The sequence below is a fragment of the Pantoea sp. EA-12 genome, from assembly GCF_030053355.1.
Lineage (GTDB): Bacteria > Pseudomonadota > Gammaproteobacteria > Enterobacterales > Enterobacteriaceae > Pantoea > Pantoea vagans_C.
This window is the reverse complement of sequence record NZ_JASGBY010000022.1, coordinates 1-19,102: the sequence shown is the minus strand read 5'-3', so window position 1 is coordinate 19,102 and position 19,102 is coordinate 1. Positions and strand designations below refer to the sequence as shown.

General features: G+C 54.0%; 18 protein-coding genes and 1 tRNA gene. 6 read left to right on the top strand and 13 right to left on the bottom strand.

Annotation, left to right across the window (positions count from 1 at the left end; all coding sequences use genetic code 11):
- Window positions 1–270: 270 nt before the first annotated feature.
- The 4 genes from QMZ30_RS23560 to QMZ30_RS23545 are packed head-to-tail and all read right to left on the bottom strand — an operon-like array spanning window position 271 to window position 3,598.
- Window positions 271–1,041: a 5-oxoprolinase subunit PxpA gene (locus QMZ30_RS23560; RefSeq protein ID WP_283229090.1), complete on the bottom strand. Its 771-nt coding sequence runs from the start codon at window positions 1,039–1,041 to the stop codon at window positions 271–273.
- A 21-nt stretch (window positions 1,042–1,062) separates the two neighbouring features.
- Entirely contained in the window at window positions 1,063–2,049 is a 987-nt protein-coding gene (locus QMZ30_RS23555; protein ID WP_283229089.1) for a 5-oxoprolinase subunit C family protein, read from the bottom strand.
- Window positions 2,046–2,756 carry a 5-oxoprolinase subunit PxpB gene (gene pxpB, locus QMZ30_RS23550; RefSeq protein WP_283229088.1) on the bottom strand — a complete coding sequence of 237 codons (711 nt, stop codon included), beginning with the start codon at window positions 2,754–2,756 and terminating at the stop codon, window positions 2,046–2,048. Before pxpB ends, QMZ30_RS23555 begins: the two co-directional genes overlap by 4 nt.
- A gap of 2 nt (window positions 2,757–2,758) precedes the next feature.
- Entirely contained in the window at window positions 2,759–3,598 is an 840-nt protein-coding gene (locus QMZ30_RS23545; RefSeq protein WP_039337325.1) for a transporter substrate-binding domain-containing protein, read from the bottom strand.
- 259 nt (window positions 3,599–3,857) lie between these two features.
- Here QMZ30_RS23545 and QMZ30_RS23540 point away from each other — a divergent pair, with 259 nt between their 5' ends.
- On the top strand, window positions 3,858–4,778 hold the full coding sequence (locus QMZ30_RS23540) for a DMT family transporter (protein ID WP_283229087.1): 921 nt from the start codon (window positions 3,858–3,860) through the stop codon (window positions 4,776–4,778).
- A 77-nt stretch (window positions 4,779–4,855) separates the two neighbouring features.
- On the opposite strand, the gene QMZ30_RS23535 is transcribed toward QMZ30_RS23540, so the two are convergent.
- Window positions 4,856–5,551: an RraA family protein gene (locus tag QMZ30_RS23535; RefSeq protein ID WP_283229086.1), complete on the bottom strand. Its 696-nt coding sequence runs from the start codon at window positions 5,549–5,551 to the stop codon at window positions 4,856–4,858.
- Window positions 5,552–5,563: 12 nt separating this feature from the next.
- The gene (locus QMZ30_RS23530; protein ID WP_283229085.1) at window positions 5,564–7,075 is read right to left on the bottom strand and encodes an MFS transporter; all 1,512 of its coding nucleotides are present in this window, start codon (window positions 7,073–7,075) and stop codon (window positions 5,564–5,566) included.
- A 417-nt stretch (window positions 7,076–7,492) separates the two neighbouring features.
- Here QMZ30_RS23530 and QMZ30_RS23525 point away from each other — a divergent pair, with 417 nt between their 5' ends.
- A complete protein-coding gene (locus tag QMZ30_RS23525) occupies window positions 7,493–7,891 on the top strand; it encodes a (R)-mandelonitrile lyase (RefSeq protein ID WP_283229084.1) in 399 nt (132 codons plus the stop codon).
- A gap of 33 nt (window positions 7,892–7,924) precedes the next feature.
- Here the strand turns inward: QMZ30_RS23525 and QMZ30_RS23520 are convergent, their stop codons facing one another.
- From QMZ30_RS23520 to aspA, 7 genes are all read right to left on the bottom strand, one after another.
- Complete coding sequence (locus tag QMZ30_RS23520; RefSeq protein ID WP_283229083.1) at window positions 7,925–9,241, bottom strand: type II toxin-antitoxin system HipA family toxin; 1,317 nt, start codon at window positions 9,239–9,241, stop codon at window positions 7,925–7,927.
- A complete protein-coding gene (locus QMZ30_RS23515; RefSeq protein WP_283229082.1) occupies window positions 9,235–9,564 on the bottom strand; it encodes a helix-turn-helix transcriptional regulator in 330 nt (109 codons plus the stop codon). The genes QMZ30_RS23520 and QMZ30_RS23515 overlap by 7 nt, the downstream gene beginning before the upstream one ends.
- Window positions 9,565–9,820: 256 nt before the next feature.
- Window positions 9,821–9,896, bottom strand: a tRNA-Phe gene (locus QMZ30_RS23510).
- Between the two features lie 135 nt (window positions 9,897–10,031).
- Window positions 10,032–10,610 (bottom strand): division control transcriptional repressor DicD, encoded by a 579-nt coding sequence (gene dicD, locus QMZ30_RS23505; RefSeq protein ID WP_039337484.1) that lies wholly within the window; start codon window positions 10,608–10,610, stop codon window positions 10,032–10,034.
- Between the two features lie 66 nt (window positions 10,611–10,676).
- Window positions 10,677–12,377, bottom strand: coding sequence for a protein-disulfide reductase DsbD (locus tag QMZ30_RS23500; protein WP_283229081.1), 1,701 nt, complete (start codon window positions 12,375–12,377; stop codon window positions 10,677–10,679).
- 83 nt (window positions 12,378–12,460) lie between these two features.
- Entirely contained in the window at window positions 12,461–13,762 is a 1,302-nt protein-coding gene (locus QMZ30_RS23495; protein ID WP_283229080.1) for an anaerobic C4-dicarboxylate transporter, read from the bottom strand.
- Between the two features lie 117 nt (window positions 13,763–13,879).
- A complete protein-coding gene (gene aspA / locus QMZ30_RS23490; protein ID WP_007886584.1) occupies window positions 13,880–15,316 on the bottom strand; it encodes an aspartate ammonia-lyase in 1,437 nt (478 codons plus the stop codon).
- Between the two features lie 375 nt (window positions 15,317–15,691).
- Between aspA and QMZ30_RS23485 the strand changes: the two genes are divergently transcribed.
- The 4 genes from QMZ30_RS23485 to QMZ30_RS23470 all read left to right on the top strand — a co-directional run bounded on the left by QMZ30_RS23485 (window position 15,692) and on the right by QMZ30_RS23470 (window position 18,990).
- Window positions 15,692–16,144 carry an FxsA family protein gene (locus tag QMZ30_RS23485; RefSeq protein ID WP_283229079.1) on the top strand — a complete coding sequence of 151 codons (453 nt, stop codon included), beginning with the start codon at window positions 15,692–15,694 and terminating at the stop codon, window positions 16,142–16,144.
- A 192-nt stretch (window positions 16,145–16,336) separates the two neighbouring features.
- Window positions 16,337–16,630, top strand: coding sequence for a co-chaperone GroES (locus QMZ30_RS23480; RefSeq protein ID WP_021507766.1), 294 nt, complete (start codon window positions 16,337–16,339; stop codon window positions 16,628–16,630).
- A gap of 45 nt (window positions 16,631–16,675) precedes the next feature.
- The gene (gene groL, locus QMZ30_RS23475; protein WP_283229078.1) at window positions 16,676–18,328 is read left to right on the top strand and encodes a chaperonin GroEL; all 1,653 of its coding nucleotides are present in this window, start codon (window positions 16,676–16,678) and stop codon (window positions 18,326–18,328) included.
- A 314-nt stretch (window positions 18,329–18,642) separates the two neighbouring features.
- Window positions 18,643–18,990, top strand: coding sequence for a DUF4156 domain-containing protein (locus QMZ30_RS23470; protein ID WP_039327428.1), 348 nt, complete (start codon window positions 18,643–18,645; stop codon window positions 18,988–18,990).
- Window positions 18,991–19,102 lie beyond the last annotated feature (112 nt).

Below are 19,102 nucleotides of genomic sequence, written 5' to 3'. Positions count from 1 at the left end.
TGTCTGTTAAGAACTCAGGCTGCTTATTGATAAGTGGCCTTTCTTTTCTGTGCGGGCTCTGCCGCCACTACTGCCCCCTCTGGGCCGTCCTCGCGCCGCTGACGCGGTACCTTCGACTTCCACGTCGTGCCGGACGGACCGTTCGCGGATGACCATCCATGGTCGGCCGCGAACTGCCCCACGCCTCCCCGCGTGGGGCTCCAGGCGGCGTTATCGTCAGTCGCTTAACTGACAACCATTACGCGCAATGCGGCCATTTTTTGTTCGTGATTACTGCGCGATGACTTCTGCTGCGGGGGCGACCTGATGGCCGCTGGCTTCAATTTCACTGCGCACAATAGTCGCGAGCGCCAGTGAACCCGGCGTGTCGCTGTGAACCAGAATCGAGCGCGCGCGCACGCTAATCTCTTCTCCTTCGAACGTGGTCACGGTGCCATGCTGCAGGAACTGGCGCACGCGGGCGCGCAGCGCGGTCTCCTCTTTAATTACGGAACCGGCAATGCCGCGCGGCACTAAACGTCCTTGCGCATCATAGGCGCGATCCGCGAGGAACAGCGTCAGGGTTTTCAGTCCCACCTGCTGTGCTGCACGCTCAATAATGGTATCGGGTTGGGCAAACACAATCAGGTCTGGATTGATGCGGGCGACCAGCGCCATCACCTGCTGTGCCAGTGCCTCATCGCGATTGACGATATTGCCCATCGCCGCATGGAAGCTGAAGTGTGACACTTTAGTGCCTTCCGCCTGGGCAATCGCCGTCAGCGCACCCAGTTGATACGCCACTTGCTGGCAAATCTCTTCGGCGCTGAACGGTAATTCACGGCGGCCAAAACCCTGACGATCGGGCAGGCCGGGATGGGCGCCAATACCGACACCGTTCTCTTTGGCCAACCGTACCATCCTGGTCATGATCGCCGGATCGCCCGCGTGGAATCCGCAGGCGATATTGGTTGATGACACCACCTTCATTAGCGCGGCGTCATCGCACAGTTGATAAACGCCAAAGCCTTCGCCCATATCGGAATTCACATCAATCTTCATGGTTTGGGTTCCTTACGAAAGTTATGCCATCAGCGCTTTGCGCAGCGGCGGGCAACTAAGACGCAGACGGCTGAGCCAGCGTGTGACTTCCTGATCGATCGCTATCGCTTCACGCGCATCGCTCTGGATCAGCTGGATCGACTGGCCGGGAAGCACTTGTCCCAGACGCCACAGATCCTGCTCGATCACCCCAGCAATCTTCGGGTAACCGCCAGCGGTGTTAGCATCGCTCAGCTGAATAATGGGTTCGCCGCCGGGTGGCACCTGCACAATGCCCGGTATCAGGCCATAGGAGCGCATTTCAATGGTTTCAGAGGGGAAAATCGGAGCGCCCGCCAGCCGATAACCGGTGCGATTGCTTTGGTTGGAAACCTGCCAGGATTGCTGCCAGAAGCGCGGCGCATCAGCAGCGAACAGCGGATATTCACCCGATGGAATCGCGCGCAGCTGGATCTCACCGGCACTGTTACGCGGGAAATGCGCGCTCAGAGCGCTGTCAGGCGGTTCGATGCCAATCCCACTGGCGGGCAGCGCTGGGGCGTGCGATTCACCCAGCGCCAGCCGATCGCCACGTTGTAACGGACGGCCTTCTAGTCCACCAAAGCTGCCGCGCAGTGCGGTGCTCCGTGAACCCAGCACCACGGGCACATCAATGCCGCCCGCGATGCAAAGGTAACCGCGGGCGCCACTGCGGGGGTAACGCATTTCCAGCACCTGGCCCGCCCGCACGCCGCAACCCCACCAGGGCGGCAGGGGGACGCCATCCAGCGTGGTACGGCAGTCTGCGCCCGTCACGGCGATGCTGGAGTCTTGCAGAAAGCGTACGCGAAACGGGAACAGTTGAACTTCGATCGCCGCGGCATTCTCTTCATTCCCCAGCAACAGATTGCCCGCGCGCAATGCCAGGGGATCCATCACACCACTGACCGAGACGCCCATATGGCGGAAATTGAAGCGCCCCAGATCTTGCACTGTGTTAAGCGCACCGCTTTGTTCAATCTCAATCACAGTTCAATCCTCTGCGGCAGGAAACGAATACGATCGCCTGGTGCCATCAAGGCCGGTGAGGCTGCCAGGGGATCAAACACATCCAGTTCGGCAAAGCCAATGGCGTTCCAGCCGTTGGGACCGGTCAGTGCTGACACACCCGCCTGCGCGCCACCAATGGTCACTGTGCCTTTCAACATGCTCAGCGACGGCACTTTCTTCCTTGGCGTAGCCAGTTGCGGATCGAGCCCGTGCAAATAACCAAAGCCTGGCGCACTGCCCAGGGCGAACACCGTGTATTCGCTCTGATGGTGGCGACGCACCACTTCGCGTGCACTAAAGCCGGTGTGTCGGCAGACCGCATCAATATCGATTGCGTGTTCGCCGCCATAATGCACCGGGATTTCAATCAGTTTTCCTTGCGGACTGGTCGCCTGAGCCTGGTCCCAGGCCGCTTGCAGGCTAAGACGAACGGCGGCTTCATCAACAGGGATGTGGCGGAACAGCACCAGCAAATTGGTGACGCCAGGAATCAAGGCTTCAACGGCTTCATCCGCTTGCAGCAGACGTGCCAGTGACCAGATGCGGCGTTGGGCAGAGAGATCAAACCCGCCCGGCGCTTCCACCAGCCACGCACGCGCGCCGATGGTGGAAAGGGTAATCGCGGAGGAGCAAGCCAGCGCGGGGGCGCTGGCGGGCTGGATATCAGATGGCGACATCACGGGCATGGTTATTCCAGCGGTTCAAATTTCAGACTGGAGAGCGGCTGTACGCGCTCTTCACGCACCATCTTGTATTCGGTGTTTGGCCCAATCCAGGTGTTCCAGATTTTATCGATGGTGCCGTCATCGTCCATGGCTTTCAGGCCACTGTTCACGCTGGCGAGCAGCGCCGGTTCATCTTTCTTCATGCCGACACCAATCGGCTCCAGCGCCATCGGCTCTTTGATCATCGCCAAATCAATGCCGTCTTTTTTCGCCTGAGCGATGGTTTTGATACCGGTCATGGTGTTGGTGACGAAGCCTACAGACTTGTTCTGTTCCAGCGCCAGGAACGCCGAAGCGGAATCCTGGAAGGTCACGGCTTTGCCGCCCTTGATATGGATGGATTGCTCAGAAGTGGTGCCTTTGGTGGCGCTGATGCGTTTGCCCTGGAAGTAGCTTAAAGGCTTATCCGCCAGCGGAGCTTTGACCAGCAACATCTCTTTTGCCACGTAGTACGGATCGCTGAACTGGATCTGATTACCGCGGGTCTTGGTGTAAGCGAGGTTGGCAATCAACACATCAGCGCGACCGGTGGCAATAACGGCAATACGTGCTTCAACGGATGTCGGCACCAGCGTGAGTTTAACGTCCATATGTTTGGCTAACGCGGTACAGAGATCGATATCCATCCCAGCCAGCTGGCGCGTCTGTGGATCCGGTGAAGAGAACGGAGGCACGTCAGAGTAAACGGCACACTTCAGTTCGCCGCTGGATTTAATGTTCGCCATCATGTCTGCCTGCGCCGCCGAAATCGCCAGCAGTGGCAGCAGTGCCAACCCGATGGTAGTACGTCTTTTCATGGTCATGTGCATTCCCTCAATGGTGGATGCTGCCTCGCAGCGCAAAAGTTCGCTTTTCTGGACTATATCGGCTTTGTTTTACGTCGAAAAAGAGGGAAAGCGTTGCATGCAATAGGGAAATGATATGACCCAAGGCGATAAGTTATTTCTATTCAGGCAGAGCGAAAAAGTGTTATCCAGCGCACAGTTTTCTCCTTAGTGTGAAGCGCGTTGTCCTCTCGGCAATCCTGCCGATTGCACGCAGTAGAGAGAGAAGAGAAAGCGCATGAATCCCCGTTTAGGCGTGTTACTGAAGATATTTGCCGCGCTCTGCGCCACCTTGATGCTGGCCTGTGTGAAGGGCCTCAATGGCGCGATGCCCACCGGCGAAGTGATCTTTTTCCGCAGTTTTATCGCGCTGTTCCCCTTGCTGATCTGGCTGAAATTCCAGGGCAACGTGCTGGAAAACCTCAAGACGCGCAACCTGTTTGGCCATTTCATTCGTGGTTTTTCCGGCACTGGCGGCATGTATTTTAACTATCTGGCGCTGGTGTATATCTCGCTAGCCGATGCCACTGCGCTCAGCTATGCCGCGCCTTTGTTTACGGTGATTATGGCGGCGATGCTGCTGAAAGAGCGGGTACGGTTGTCACGCTGGGTAGCGGTCGTGGTGGGATTATCCGGCATTCTGATCATGCTCTCCTCCAGCCTCGCGGCCAGTGGTGGTGTGCTGGCCGGCGGTGCCAGCAGTGCGACGGCCAGCCTGGGCGTGGCGTTTGCGCTGATTGCGGCACTCTGTACGGCGACCTCCAATGTGCAGATCCGCTTCCTTAATGGCATCGAAAAGCCCGGCGCGATTGTGTTCTATTTTTCATTGATGACCACGCTGATTGGCCTGGCGACCGCGTTCTTTGGTTGGGCGAAACCTACCGGCTTGCAGCTGTTGTTGCTGGTAGGCTGTGGCTTGTTTGGTGGGCTGGCGCAAATTCTGGTTACGCTGAGCCTGCGTTATGCCGATGCCTCATTACTCGCCCCCTTTGATTACACCACGCTGGTATGGTCGATGCTGATTGGTTATCTGTTCCTCAACAGCCTGCCGGGCAGCACCACCATCTTTGGCGCATCGATTGTGGCGCTGGCCGGAATTTTTGCGGTGTGGCGCGAAAATCGGCAGCGCAAGTTGGCGATGGTGAGCACCACGCCGTGATATGTACAGTGGGGGGCGGCCTTTAGGCCGCCCTTCGCCATAACCGTAGCGGCGCGATATATCGCGCCTCTTAACCCTTAACGGTAAATATCATCAATAATCTCGACCTGCTTATTGTGCAGTGTCTCTGCCAGCCAGCCGCGCTCCAGCGAACCGGTTTTTGCCAGCTCGAAGTTACGCTCATCCACGATTAAATAGGCCTGTGCCGCTTCAAGAATGCGTGCCGCATCCTGACGTGGAATGATAATCACGCCGTCGGCATCCCCCAGCACAATATCGCCGGGTGAGACATGGATTTTGCCGCAGGCAATCGGCACGTTAATTTCGCCTGGGCCATCTTTGAACGGACCGCCGGGGGTATGACCAGCCGCATAAATCGGGAAGTTCATGCGTGATAAGCCGTCGATGTCACGTACCGGTCCATCCAGCACAATCCCTTCCATGCCGCGCTGTCTGGCGTAGGTGGCCATCACTTCACCCATCAATGACTGGCTGCGGTCGCCCTCATTCGACAGAATAATCACATCGTTTGGCCCGGCCATATCCAGCGCTTTGTGCAACATCAGGTTATCGCCGGAACGTGCTTTCACCGTGACTGCCAGACCGCACATGATCGGTTTTTGTGGCGCGGTTTTCAGGCTGATCTCCGCTGACAACGCGGGGAGGCGGCTCATGCAGTCCGCGACCACCGCGGCGGGTAAGCAGCGGAAGGCTTCCAGTAAGGGTTCGGCATCAGCTGGGCGACGTAGATAAATACGGTTTCCTGCGGTCATTTTATTCTCCTGTCAGGACTTACTTGGGTTTATAGGGGTAAGAGAGGGGTCGGCTCGCTCTTCACGGGTGAATGCGCCGGAGAGTGGCGTGCCATCGACGGTGTCGTAATGGCGAAGTGCCTGCGGTTTCAGCCAGCGCTGCACGCGGGAAGGCATATCAAAACCAATCAGCAGCATCACCACGAAGGTCAAGCCAAAGGAGAGTCCACCCAGTGCACCGCCTAGCGACGCATGCTGCGCAATCAGTGCACCCAGCACCGGCGCTAATGCACCGCCCAGCGAGCCGATGTTGTAGATAAAGCTGAGATTGGCGGCACGCTGTTCGGTATCAAAATAGCCGCTGATCATTTTCGCCAGCAGCCCACCGACACCCTGGCTGAATAGCTGCTGCAGGAAGATGAGCAGGCACAACAACCAAACATTCGAGCCGTTAAGCATAAACACCGGGATGATCAGCAACTGGGCGACTAACAGGCTGAGAACATAGGTTTTGCGCGTGCCTATCCGGTCGGCAGCAATGCCCGCCACGCAGCAGCCCAGCCCCATGCCAAAGCGGCTGAAGGAGAATACTAACGCCACCACCTCAGGCGAATAGTGCAGATCGGTTTTCAGGTAAGTCGGTAATAGCGCATGGATTGGCCACCCATAAAGGAAGACGCAAATAATCGTCACCGTTAGCATCAGGCTGGTGGGCCAGCGATCGCCGCCACTCTGCACCAGGAAGCGAATAAAAATAGCGGCGGTGGTGATGGCTAACAGCGCGGTTGCCCAACCGGAGCTTTGATGATCGAAACAGAAGTAGAGCGCCACGGCAGCAACAATCCCGAGCAGTATATTGAGGTTATTCCGTAAGCGATTGGGACTGCGAAACAGCGCATCGATCATGGTGACGGCGGGCTGTGTGGCTTTCGCTTTCGCAGCGGCCCACTCTTCAGCTTCTGGGATGGCGCGTCGAAGCCATAAGGCATAAAACACCGGGATGATGCCGAGGTAAAACAGCGCTCGCCAGCCCCATAGCGGCACCACCCAACTGTAAGCCAGCACCGATAAAATAGCGCCAGCGGAGAATCCTGAATTAAGAAAGGCACTGGCTTTGTTACGCATGTCTTTTGGCCAGGTTTCGATGGCATAAGCGGAACTGGTGCCATATTCACCCGCCATGCCAATCCCGACTAAAACACGCGCAATAAACATCCACGTGTAATTCGGCGCAATACCGCAGGCGAATGTTCCGCCTGCGAATAATATGATGCTGGTGATCATGGCGCTTTTTCGGCCATATTTATCACCCATTGCACCCAGCGCTAATCCACCAAACCAGCGTAAGATAAATGCAGCGGAAATTAAGGCCGCGGCTTCTGCTGTCGAAACATGAAATTCAGCCATTATTTCGGTAAGCACCAGGGTAATAATGACGAAGTCAAATCCGTCCAGCAAATATCCCATCCATGCAGCCCAGAATGCCTTCCATTGCTGGCGGTTAAGCCTTTTATACCACGGCAACGCGATCGTCTCTTCAGGCATAATTTACTCCCGATGCAATGACAGAGTAGGGGGACCCAGGCTGTTTTACACAGCCGGGTATCAGAGGTTATTTTTCTGTTTGAGCAAGAATACGGGATAAATGGCGTGTTACGGAGTGAGTGTTACGGCTTACGAAGTCACGATCACGAAATATTATTTAGGGGTGCGTTAACTGTCTGATAAATAATTTTATTGAAATTTTTTATGGGGGGATTAATTAATATTATGACCTGAGGTTATTTTATTGTTTCCCTTTAAAAGAGGAGTTTTAAAGTATCCGCCTCCTTGACACCCCTCTAACAGTAATCGGCATGATCTTATGAGTTCTGCTCATAGGCGCTTGCGTGATTGTTGTCTTAATCGCATCCAGTCCGCTTTGCTACAGTAGAGTCATTGATAAAACAGAGGATAAAAACGATGTTGCGATTCATCAAAAACGGCTCAGTACCCTCACGCAAAGGCCCAGCAGAGTATTTCACCGGTACGGTGCGTTTGGATGCCCCTTTCCAGGCTGATGCCCCTGCACGCGTAGGTGGCGCAACGGTGACATTCGAGCCGGGCGCGCGTACTGCATGGCATACGCATCCGCTCGGACAGACTTTGATTATTGTGCATGGGCAAGGCTGGATTCAGTGCGAAGGCGAGGCGATTCAGGTGATGAATCAAGGTGACATTATCTGGATCCCAGAGGGTGTGAAGCACTGGCATGGCGCAACCCCGGATAACGCGATGTCACATATCGCTATTGCCGAATTGGTGGATGGCAGCCCGGTGACCTGGATGGAGCAGGTGAGTGACGAGGATTATCAGTTGTAGTCAATGATGGGATGCTGTGAGGCATCCCGTAATTCAAAGTCTTAAACGTAGGTTGTCGCGCACTTCGGCTATCAAGGTAGGGGGTACTTCTTGCTCACGAGCCAGCGTTGCCCATTGCGCTACGGCTTCCACTGTTTCATCTATCAACCGATCCAGATTTCGTCTGTTGAACAGGGGACTGATCTTCTCCAACGTATAGAAATCATGGCGAGTGAAATCGTCGCGTTTACCATTCAATGTCATCCAATGGCTGTTAACCCATTTACTCCCAGGTTTAAAGCTATAAGCCAGATCGTATGCCGGAGCCAGCTTCCATTTTTTGCCTTTCAACATGAAGGAAAAATTCTTGGCATGATCGTCATGGTTACGCGCCACAATATTAAATATCATGCGCTTCATCAGTTGTTCGGCATCACGCGCTGAAAGATTAAGTTGCCGCGCAACACTGAAGAGTTCCGCATAAGAAAATGAACCTGGTTTTTTATAATCGACATGCGCGAGGCCATTCAGGGTTTGTACATGAATCTTCTGATTACCAATACGATCAAAACGCTGGGTAATGAAGTGGCGGCGATGGCCTTCAGCTAATAAGCGTGATGGCATCATGTCGATACCACATGCTTTTGCCATCTGATAGTAGACATACTCCATGGCACCAAAACCTAATGGGTCACCAAAAGTTTCTTGGTTACGATTATGTTCACTCACGCCGTCAAACTTCATCAAATAGTGCGTGAAATTAGCCGGGACCATAGCCTGTCCAGATCGTACCTGAGTAAATTCTTCATCAAACGCCAGAACCGCTTTAGGTCTTGCCCCGCCTGCGCTCATTCCGACTGAAAGCAGTGAAAGCATGGCTTCCCGGTCTTCATCCCCGTCTCGATGCAGCTCTGTAGAGAATGCGCCTCGTGCGTCAAGGATTTCCTGAGCGATGGCGACAAGCGAGGTTATTTCAATCGAGTTTGAGGCATTTAGACTACGGAGTTTTGTCGCTGGTGCGTATTCCAAGGCACCCATCCCGCGTCTCCCCGTATATTGCAGCCTTTGAAGGGGGGTAATGTCATCAGGCTGTTTACCCTGGCCTGCAACCCAGGCATTGAGGACCGCATTGCCAAAATCGTCTGGTAACGAGTCGGCAATCAGCCCGGGCAACCCTTTAAACGTTGGAAACGCAAGCTCTGGAAAACGATAGATTTGTGTTGATAGCGGCATTTTTAGCGGTGAGAGTTCTATGCCTTGCTTGATAAAGCTGGATGTATACTCGAACGCCCCAACCCCTTTCTCCGAATCAAAGCTGACCGCGCCAACATCCTGTTGTGCATAGCTCACATTGATGACTTCCATTACCATTCTGAACTCTCCTCCCTGAGCGGCTTATCTTTACGTTGCCCTGAAGCTCGCCTTCTCTTTTTGCCCTGCAACTTTGCAAGTTGAATAGGGGATATTTCCTGCGATGGCAAAAACATATCCAGTGTTTGAGTGAGATCCAACGCTACCATGATGGCGATAAAGACATCTAACTGCGCTTTTCCTTTTTCAGCATTGAGCACGGACTTACGTGCAACACCTGCACGTTCAGCAATCTCCGTTTGCGTTAAGTCACGATTAAGACGGGCTTGCTTAAGTCGCTGACCGATCTCTTCGGCCAAAGCCTGTGCGGAAAGGGTAGTCATTCCTATAATGTTCCAGATAATGAATTTTATCTTGATTTTAATACTTAATGTTCAAAATGTGGAACTTTATCGGATAACTGATATTTTACTAGGGTGTCTTATAAGGTCCCTTTTTTTGCACTTTAATAGCTTAATGATGAGTTGAGTGCCAAATATGGAACATAAGCAGGAGTGTGAGTGGATTGCTGGCAAGGAGTAACAGAATGACAAACGCAGAAAAGCAAAAACCCAGCCATAAGCTGGGTTTTCAGAATGTTGGTGCCCGGACGCGGAATCGAACCACGGACACGGGGATTTTCAATCCCCTGCTCTACCGACTGAGCTATCCGGGCAACGGGGCGCATTAAACCTCAATGGCTCACGACCGTCAACGGCTTTCGTCAAAAAAACGGTGCAATCGTAACTGATTGCTTGCTTTTCAGTCAGGCTGACCAAAATATCACCCTGCGCTTCACCACGCCCGTGGATCAGCTCAGTGCGCCGTTTTGGCGACACAACGCAATACTCAGTACATCCTCGGCCAGGCGGCGAGCGGTTGCTACATCCTGCACGTTACGCTTCACCAGTAGCTTACTGAGGCAGCCCTCAAGGATTAGCTCCATCTGATCAGCCACCATGCTGGGGTTATCCAGCGCTAAATCCACCAGGATCTCATGCGTAAACTGCCATGAGCTGCGTTTTTGCTGCTCGGCAAGCTGATGCACCGGTTGATCGGGTTGCGGATAGAAACTACAGGCGGCGATAAACAAGCAGCCAGGGAAGCGCCCTTTATTGACGTGTTCACTCAACACTTCATAGCGTGCCAGCAGTTTTTGAGCGGGAGTGAGATGTTCATTAAGCTGTACCTGACGGCGCCAGCTATCGATTTGCTGGCCGTGATAACGCAGGGCGTCATACAGCAGGGCGTCACGGTCAGGCCAGAAACGCTCAAGCTGTTCCTTTGTTAGCCCGGTCTCGCCGGCCAGCTGTTGCAGGGAAGTAGTAGCGGCTAATCCGCTCTGCTCAAGCACATTCAGCGCATGCTCAAGAATCTGTTCACGTTGCAAGTGACTCTCCTCTGGAGTGCGGGCCCGTTCGCGGGCGAACGGGCAGTGTCCTGCAACCAGTTTCGTTTAACGCGGCAAATTGTGCAAATGCGCGCTGAAATCTGCGGCATTCAGGAAACCGGTGACGCGTGAATCAGGGATCTCTTTACCCTGCGCATCAAAAAACAGAATGGTCGGTAATCCGAGCACCTGTAAATGCTTTAGCAGTGCATTGTCTTGCGCACTGTTGGCGGTGACGTTGGCTTGCAGCAGCTGTATCTGGCTCAAATCGTTTTGCACGCTTTGGTCGCTAAAGGTGTACTTTTCAAACTCTTTGCAGGCCACGCACCAGTCGGCGTAAAGATCAACCATGGTGATGCGGCCCTGTGCCTGCTGCAAGGCGCTATCCAGTTGTTCGCTGCTGGCAATGGTTTTGAACGGCAGATGGGCAACGGATTGCACACTGTTGCTGCTGCCAAAGGCCCAGTCTTGCAGCGGACGCGCGGCCACCAGTGCCGCCGCCAGCATCACGATTTGCAGGATGCGCCATTTGCCCTGCGCACGCAGGCTGAGGCTGAACGCCCAGGCAAAGAAGGCCACGCCAAGCAGGCTCCAGAGACGCAACCCCCAGGTATCGCCGATGACGCGCTCCAGCAAGAACACCGGCAATGCCAGAATCACAAAGCCAAAACCCTCTTTTACGCTCTGCATCCAGGGGCCACTTTTTGGCAGCAGCTTGTTACCAAACATCGTGACGGCAATCAGCGGCAGGCCCATACCGAACGCGTATAACCATAGCGTGCCGGCACCGGCCCACAGATTGCCGCTCTGTGCGATATACAGCAGGATGGCGCTAAGCGGCGCGGTGGTGCAGGGCGAGCAGATCAATCCTGCCAGCGCCCCCATCATAAACACGCCTGGCAGCGAGCCACCTTGTTGGCGGTTACTCCAGAGCGTCAGGCGGGTTTGCAGGCTGGAGGGCAGTTGCAAAGAGAACAGGCCAAACATCGACAGGGCCAGGACGATAAACAGCACCGACAAGCCAATTAACACATACGGATGTTGCAGTGCAGCCTGGAAACGTAAGCCCGCCGCCGCAACGACCATGCCAAGCAGGGTATAGGTCAGCGCCATTCCTTGCACATACACCATCGCCAGCGCAAACAGGCGGCCCACCGAATAGCGACGTGGCCCACCTAAAATGATGCTAGAGATCAGCGGATACATCGGCAACACGCAAGGCGTGAAAGCGACACCGATACCAATCAGCAGCGCCCACAGCGGTGAAAAGGGCAGTGGCGTTGAAGATGGGCTGGGTTGAGCACTGACCGCTGGCGCAGCAGAATTCAGCGCGACAGGATTCAGCGGCACGGAGCGGGTTTCGGGTGGATAGCAGAACCCGGCAGCAGCACAGCCTTGGTAGGTGACCGTGAGCGTCGCACCTGCATCGGCCTGACGTAGCGTGATCGGCAGTTGCAGATCCTGCGGATAGATTTCGCTTTTGCCGTAAAACTCATCTTCGTGCGGCTTACCCGCTGGCAGGGCAGGGGGGGCTATCTGCGCCTGTTGCGGAGTGACGTGGATTTGCTGGCGATACAGGTAATAGCCATCCTTCACCTTCCAGCTCAGCGTCAGTTGGTTACCTTGCTGGCTGAAATCAAAGCCAAAGGCCTGATCGACCGGTACAAAGCGGCTGTTGTTATTGGGTGAGAAAATATTAGCGTGCGCGGAAAGGCAAAACAGCAGCGCAAAGCAAATGCCCATCAGGCGGGAGAGTCGTGCAGCCATGACGATGTAATCAGCTCCGTTGGCAAATAGGCCGCGATGATAACACGGCCGCCTCGCCACGAGGTTTTCAGGATGTAACGGCGTTACAGAATCAGGCTACCAAACAGGAAGCCAAACGCCACCGAGAAGGCGATTGCCAACACGCCGGGGATAATAAAGGAGTGGTTAAAAACAAACTTGCCGATTCGGGTGGAGCCGGTGTCATCCATCTCTACTGCCGCTAACAACGTGGGATAGGTCGGCAAAACAAACAGCGCGGAGACGGCGGCAAAAGATGCGACGGCCGCCAGCGGTGACACGCCTAACATCAGGGCGGCGGGCATCAGCGCTTTGGTGGTGGCAGCCTGTGAGTAGAGTAGGGTAGCGGCGAAGAACAGCACCAGCGCCAGCATCCACGGATAGCTTTGCAGCATATCGCCCGCGACGGTTTGGATATCGGTCAGATGCGCTTTAACGAATGTATCGCCAAGCCAGGCGACACCCATCACACAGATACAGGCGCTCATGCCGGATTTAAAGGTGCTGGCACTGAGGATCTCGCCGGTATCCACTTTGCACGTCAGGCAGATCAGGGTCGCGACGGTCAGCATAAAGACCACAATCGCTTCGTTACGCGGCAACACTGGGTTGCTGATCAGCCCGACGCTGTCACTGATTGCGGTGGCGTACAGCACTACGGCTGCAATCCCCAACAGGAACAGCAGCACAGAACGTTTGGCGCCAGGTTTGATGTCATAAACACGTTCACCGCGTAGCGTGACTTCACCCTTGGCCAGACGCGCCTGGTAAACCTCGTCCTCCTTCAACTCTTTGCCGAGGAAGCTGGTGATCACCGCCGCACAGAAAATGGCGGCCATGGTGGCCGGGATCGACACGGCAAGCAGCGCCAGATAGCTGACACCGCGCGGTTCAAGAATCGACGAAAAGAACACCACGGCGGCGGAAAGCGGGGAGGCGGTAATGGCAATCTGCGAGGCGACGACGGCAATCGACAGCGGGCGCGAGGGGCGAACACCTTGTTCTTTAGCGACTTCAGCAATCACCGGCAGCGTGGAGAACGCGGTGTGCCCCGTGCCAGCCAGCAGCGTCATCACATAGGTGACCAGTGGTGCAAGGAAGGTGACGTAACGCGGATGTCGGCGCAACAACCGTTCGGCCAGCCCCACCATATAGTCCAGCCCGCCAGCAATTTGCATCGCGGCAATCGCAGCGATCACCGCCATGATAATTTCGATCACATCGAAGGGAATGGCGCCGGGTTTCATGCCGAAGAAGAGTGTCAGCACCAACACGCCAAAGCCGCCAGCAAACCCAATACCGATGCCGCCTAAACGCGCACCGAGCCAGATTGCCAGCAGAACAATCAATAACTCCACACCTACCATTCATTCCGCTCCTGAGCCATGGGGGGAGATCCAGACTCTTAAGTAGTAGTCGCCATAAGAAAAAAAGCACGCCGTATTGTATACAAGCGTGCTTTTGGCGATTTGATCCGGAACGGATTACTGTTCGTTTTCGTCGGTGTAGCGTTTGGCTTTATAAGTCGGATGCATCAGGTTCTGAATCGAGAAAATATCATCCAGTTCTGCTTCGGTCAGTAGGCCGCGCTCCAGCACCACTTCACGTACGCTCTTACCGGTTTCTGCACAAATCTTGCCGACGATATCGCCATTGTGGTGGCCGATATAGGGGTTCAGATAGGTGACAATACCAATCGAGTTGAATACGTAAGCTTCACACACCGCTTTGTTGGCGGTAATGCCGTTAACGCATTTTTCCAGCAGGTTGAAGCAGGCGTTGGTCAGAATGCTAATCGACTCGAACAGCGCCTGGCCGATGACCGGCTCCATGACGTTCAGCTGCAATTGGCCCGCTTCTGAGGCCATGGTGACGGTAATATCGTTACCGATGACTTTGAAGCAGACCTGATTCACCACTTCTGGCACCACCGGGTTCACTTTGGCTGGCATGATTGACGAACCTGCCTGCAGTTCTGGCAAGTTGATTTCGTTCAGGCCCGCACGTGGACCGGATGAGAGCAGGCGCAGGTCATTACAAATCTTCGACAGTTTCACCGCCAGACGTTTCAGCGCTGAGTGCACCATGACGTAGGCACCACAGTCAGAGGTCGCTTCGATCAGATCTTCTGCAGGCACCACCGGCAGGTTGCTGACTTCAGCCAGACGCTGTACCGCCAGTTGCTGATAGCCATCTGGCGTGTTGAGGCGAGTACCGATCGCGGTGGCGCCAAGGTTCACTTCCAGCAGCAGTTCTGCAGTGCGCAGAATACTGCGGGTTTCTTCATTCAGCAGCACGTTGAAGGCGTGGAACTCCTGACCCAGCGTCATCGGCACCGCATCCTGAAGCTGCGTACGACCCATCTTCAGAATGTTTTCAAACTCGACCGCTTTACGCTGGAAGCCTTCGCTCAGTTGGCTAATACCGTCCAGCAGTTTCAGGATAGAGGCGTAAACCGCGATACGAAAACCAGTGGGATAAGCATCGTTAGTCGACTGACACTTATTCACGTGATCGTTAGGGTTGAGGTACTGGTATTCACCTTTCTGGTGGCCCATCAGCTCAAGGCCGATATTCGCCAGCACTTCGTTGGTGTTCATGTTGACCGAAGTACCGGCGCCGCCTTGATAGACGTCAACCGGGAACTGATCCATGCATTTACCGTTATTCAGCACTTCATCACAGGCCTGAATAATGGTGTTAGCAATATTGCGAGGGATTGTTTGCAGCTCTTTGTTGGCGAGCGCGGCTGCTTTTTTCACCATCACCATACCGCGAACAAATTCCGGTATGTCGCTGATTTTATTGTTACTAATGTAGAAGTTCTCAATCGCACGCAGAGTATGAACACCGTAGTAAGCGTCTGCCGGAACTTCGCGCATGCCTAACAGGTCTTCTTCGATACGAATGTTGTTCGCCATGATTACCTTCTTATTATTTCTGCGGTGTGGCTGCCAGGCGACCGGGATGGTCGGGCGGCAATCACTGTGCAGGTGAAGCAATTATATTGTCGTGGAATACCCGCACCGACATTTTATCCATCTTCGGGCTGGCGGGCACGATCATATTCTGTTGTTACAGAATTGTTTGTGCACAGATCACTTTACGGGCATTTGCTGGCCCAGCGGTAATAACGATATGTGATGTAGTTCGCAATTTTAAGTCAGTGGGAAAAATTTGGCAGGATCGGTTGAAATTACCGGTTCAGATGCCCATCTCTATCAATACGGTCTGACAGACCATCCCATTCTGCTGCCTGGCAAATAGCGAGGCAGCCCTACTCACAGGAGATATCGGTGCGCTGGATACCGTTCGTGATTTTTTTTGTTCTGGCCTGGATTGAGATCTCAATTTTCATTCAGGTCGCGCATGCGCTGGGCGTGCTGCTCACCATGCTGCTGGTGATTTTCACCTCCTGCATTGGTGTTTCGCTGGTGAAAAACCAAGGCATGAAGAACTTCCGCCTGATGCAGGAGAAGCTGGCGCGTAACGAAAGCCCAGCAGCGGAGATGACCAAAAGCGTTTCACTCATCATCTCTGGTTTCTTATTGCTGCTGCCAGGATTCTTTACCGACTTCCTCGGTTTACTGCTGCTGTTGCCGCCGGTACAAAAGCATCTGACGCTGAAACTGATGCCACATTTACGTGTGTGGCGGGGGCCGGGCGCGGGGCCAGACAGTGGTTTCACCATGGATGGTGAATATGAGCGTAAAGATCAGGAACGTATCGGACACGACAAAGATCACTGAGTTATCGAAGGCGGCGCAAGCCGCCTTTTTGCTGTCTTTTTCGTCAACGGTTACAAAAACGAAAATTTTTTATTTTTTGCCCCTTGAAAGCCGTTTTTCCTGACCCTATCTCTCTCTCCACGAGGCCGGAAGCCATGCAGTCCGGTTCAACCCCAAAATGAATGATTGGACTTCTCAAAGGAGAGCTACCAAATGAAAATTCGTCCGTTGCACGATCGCGTTATCGTCAAGCGTAAAGAAGTTGAAGCTAAATCTGCTGGCGGTATCGTTCTGACCGGCTCTGCAGCTGGTAAATCCACTCGCGGTGAAGTCCTGGCTGTTGGCAATGGCCGCATCCTGGAAAACGGCGACGTTAAGCCACTGGACGTGAAAGTTGGCGATCTGGTTATTTTCAGCGAAGGCTACGGTGCTAAAACTGAAAAGATCGACAACGAAGAAGTTCTGATCATCTCTGAAAGCGACATCCTGGCGATTGTCGAAGCGTAATTACGCGTAATTCACTGAACGAAACGAATTTAAGGGATATTTGAAATGGCAGCTAAAGACGTAAAATTCGGTAATGACGCACGCGTAAAAATGCTGCGTGGCGTGAATGTACTGGCAGATGCAGTAAAAGTTACCCTGGGCCCGAAAGGCCGTAACGTGGTTCTGGATAAATCTTTTGGTGCACCGACCATCACCAAAGATGGTGTTTCTGTTGCGCGTGAAATCGAACTGGAAGACAAGTTCGAAAACATGGGTGCACAGATGGTGAAAGAAGTCGCCTCTAAAGCGAACGACGCTGCAGGTGACGGTACGACAACTGCAACCGTACTGGCGCAGGCTATCGTTAACGAAGGTCTGAAAGCGGTTGCGGCTGGCATGAACCCAATGGACCTGAAGCGCGGTATCGATAAAGCCGTTGCTGCAGCCGTTGAAGAGCTGAAAACCCTGTCTGTACCTTGCCAGGACACCAAAGCCATTGCACAGGTTGGCACCATCTCTGCTAACTCTGATGAAACCGTCGGCACCCTGATCGCTGATGCGATGGATAAAGTGGGTAAAGAAGGCGTTATCACCGTTGAAGAAGGCACCGGCCTGCAGGACGAGCTGGACGTGGTTGAAGGTATGCAGTTTGACCGTGGCTACCTGTCTCCATATTTCATCAACAAGCCAGAAACCGGCGCTATCGAACTGGATGCACCGTACATCCTGCTTGCTGATAAAAAAATCTCTAACATCCGTGAACTGCTGCCAGTACTGGAAGCGGTTGCGAAAGCCGGTAAACCACTGCTGATCATCGCTGAAGATGTTGAAGGCGAAGCACTGGCGACTCTGGTGGTGAACACCATGCGCGGTATCGTGAAAGTGGCTGCTGTTAAGGCGCCTGGTTTCGGCGACCGTCGTAAAGCCATGCTGCAGGATATCGCTATCCTGACCGGCGGTACCGTGATCTCTGAAGAGATCGGTATGGAGCTGGAAAAAGCCACCCTGGAAGATCTGGGTCAGGCTAAGCGTGTTGTGATCAACAAAGACACCTCTACCATCATTGATGGTGTGGGCGATCAGAGTGCAATCTCTGGCCGCGTGACGCAGATCCGTCAGCAGATCGAAGAAGCGACCTCTGATTACGACAAAGAAAAACTGCAGGAGCGCGTAGCGAAACTGGCAGGCGGCGTGGCCGTTCTGAAAGTGGGCGCAGCCACTGAAGTTGAAATGAAAGAGAAGAAAGCGCGTGTTGAAGATGCCCTGCACGCTACTCGTGCTGCGGTAGAAGAAGGCGTGGTTGCGGGTGGTGGTGTAGCACTGGTGCGTGTTGCGGCGAAAATCGCAGCATCTGGCCTGCAAGGTCAGAACGAAGATCAGAACGTGGGTATCAAAGTTGCGCTGCGCGCAATGGAAGCTCCACTGCGTCAGATCGTGTCTAACGCCGGTGAAGAGCCATCTGTTGTTGCTAACAACGTGAAAGCGGGCGACGGCAACTACGGTTACAACGCGCAGACTGAAGAGTACGGCAACATGATCGACTTCGGTATCCTCGACCCAACTAAAGTGACCCGTTCTGCACTGCAGTACGCCTCTTCTGTTGCCGGTCTGATGATCACCACCGAAGCGATGGTGACCGACCTGCCTAAAGGCGATGCACCAGATTTAGGCGCAGCTGGCGGCATGGGTGGCATGGGCGGAATGGGCGGCATGATGTAATTTGCCCCTGACTGCTTAAGTCATTTGAAAAACCCTCGATCGGAAACGGTCGGGGGTTTTTCTTTTGGCGGCGAACAAGGTATAAGTAGGAACGCAATATTGCGGGTTTTACCCGTCATATTTCTGGCTGCAGATGCGTTGGCTGCGTTCATTCACCCCAGTCACTTACTGGAGTAAGTTCTTGGGGATTCATGCCCTTGCCGCCTTTCTGCACCTGGAACTATTTAGGGTAGGTGGCAATGAATGTTCAGAAAAAAAGTGCGCTTTTCTGCTACGCTGCCGCCCGACACTGATGATAATAAATGGGGATTACAATGCGGATTAACCTCTTGCTCGGACTGGCGGTAGGGACTTTACTGCTGGCGGGCTGCAGCAGCTCCAATCAACTGAGTTCTGGCGGCGAACGTGTGACCTTCGTCGACCAACAGCCTGGCAGCCAATGTCAGCTTCTGGGTAACGTCACCGGCTCTCAGAGCAACTGGTTAAGCGGTTCTGGCGGTGAAGGCAGTTCTCTGCGTGGTGCAGCCAATGACCTGCGTAACCGTGCGGCAGAAATGGGCGGCAACGTGATTTACGGTGCCACCAGCCCGACGCAGAACCTGTTGTCTGCATTTGCACCGCTTGACAGCAAAATGTCAGGTCAAGTGTATAAGTGCCCGTAATAATTCGGAATGAATATAAAAAAAGCCGCTGATGCGCTGAGGAATCCCCAGTAATGGGCGGGTAAAATAAGACAGGCATAGAGATATGTGATCTACTGATTGTTCCACCAAT